Genomic DNA, 1,608 nt, shown 5'->3' on the forward strand with positions numbered 1-1,608 from the left:
CGGCTCCAGCACCGCCGGCACCGCCTGCGCCCGCGCCGGTCACACCGGCCTCGGCCAACGCCGCGTACCTGAAGAACCCGGCGCCCGAATACCCGTCACTGGCCCAGCGCCGGGGTTGGGAAGGCACGGTGCTGTTGCGGGTGCATGTATTGGCCACCGGCAAGCCGGGTGAGATCCAGATTCAGAAAAGCAGTGGTCGCCAGCAACTCGACGAAGCCGCACTGGCTGCCGTGAAGCGCTGGAGTTTTGTACCGGCCAAGCAGGGTGATGTGGCCCAGGACGGCTGGGTCAGCGTACCGATCGATTTCAAGATTCATTAATTATTGGATGCGGTGTGTTGGACACATCGCGACCTGCACAGAGGGAAAACATCATGGCATTAGCATCTCCAACTGAATCCATCGAAAGCGCGGTGATCTGGCTGCTGGTGGTCTTTTCGGTCGCTACCTGGGGCCTGGCCCTGCTCAAGGGCGTCCAGTTCGGCCGCCTCAAGTCCCAGGATCGCAAGTTCCACAAACAGTTCTGGGCGGCATCCAGCCTGGACTCGGCCGCTGAGTTGGCCGAAACCAAACCCGGCGCCGCCGCTCGTGTGGCCCAGGCCGGTTACGCCGCGATCCAGGTGGGTGAGGCGCCGCACGCTGCTGACTTGAGCCAGGCGATCAACCATCAGGACCGTCTTGAACGCGCTTTGCGCCAACAGATCGTGCGTGAGCGTCGCTCCCTGGAGACCGGCCTGGCCGTGGTTGCGAGTATCGGCAGCACCTCGCCGTTTATCGGCCTGTTCGGCACTGTGTGGGGGATCATGGAAGCCCTGAAAGGCATCAGCGCCGCCGGTTCCGCCAGCCTCGAAACCGTGGCCGGGCCGATCGGTGCGGCACTGGTTGCCACGGGTGTGGGTATTGCCGTCGCGGTGCCGGCGGTGCTGGTCTACAACTACTTCCTGCGTCGCCTGAAGCTCACGGCTGCTGACCTGGACGACTTCGCCCACGACTTCTACAGCCTGGCGCAGAAGAACTCGTTCCGCGTGCTGCTGCACCCGACGCTGAGCAAGGCCGGTGCCCAGGGTGGCGCGCAAAAAGTGAAGGAGGCGTCCTGAGATGGCCTTCTCCACGCAAGACAGTGATGAGGTGCTGAGCGAGATCAACGTTACGCCGCTGGTGGACGTGATGCTGGTGCTGCTGGTGGTGTTTATCGTCACGGCGCCGTTGTTGACCAATGCGATTCCGATCAACTTGCCCAAGACCGAGGCCGTGGCCCCGGTGGAGCAGAAGGACCCGCTGGTGGTGAGCATTGATGCGGCCGGGAAACTGTTTATCAACAAGGATGAAATCCAGCCGGATTTGCTGGAGTTCAACTTGCAGTCGGCCAAGGCCAAGGACCCGGATGTGCGGGTGCAACTGCAGGCTGATGATGGAGTGAACTACGGCGAAGTGGCGCGAGCCATGGCGTCGATTGAGCGGGCGGGGATTACCAAGCTGTCAGTGATTACTGCACGTTAGTTTCAAATGCCTCGACAATTTTTTTGGCCGTCTCCTTGGCAGGGTGCGGCCTTTTTTTTGCTTTGGGGGGAGTACATATCCGTTATTTAGGTAACGGCTACTTATGGTT

General features: G+C 61.3%; 3 protein-coding genes. All 3 read left to right on the top strand.

The genetic code is table 11. From position 1 onward, the window contains the following. On the top strand, window positions 1-320 hold a 320-nt coding region (locus HX846_RS28380; protein ID WP_178966563.1), incomplete at its 5' end, for an energy transducer TonB. Between the two features lie 50 nt (window positions 321-370). Beyond that, window positions 371-1,096 (top strand): MotA/TolQ/ExbB proton channel family protein, encoded by a 726-nt coding sequence (locus HX846_RS28385; protein WP_085984637.1) that lies wholly within the window; start codon window positions 371-373, stop codon window positions 1,094-1,096. A 1-nt stretch (window position 1,097) separates the two neighbouring features. Continuing rightward, a complete protein-coding gene (locus HX846_RS28390; RefSeq protein WP_003218118.1) occupies window positions 1,098-1,499 on the top strand; it encodes a biopolymer transporter ExbD in 402 nt (133 codons plus the stop codon). Window positions 1,500-1,608: the final 109 nt, after the last annotated feature.

Origin of the sequence: Pseudomonas sp. K5002 (genome assembly GCF_013386655.1) — a bacterium.
In the GTDB taxonomy this organism is placed as follows: Bacteria; Pseudomonadota; Gammaproteobacteria; order Pseudomonadales; family Pseudomonadaceae; genus Aquipseudomonas.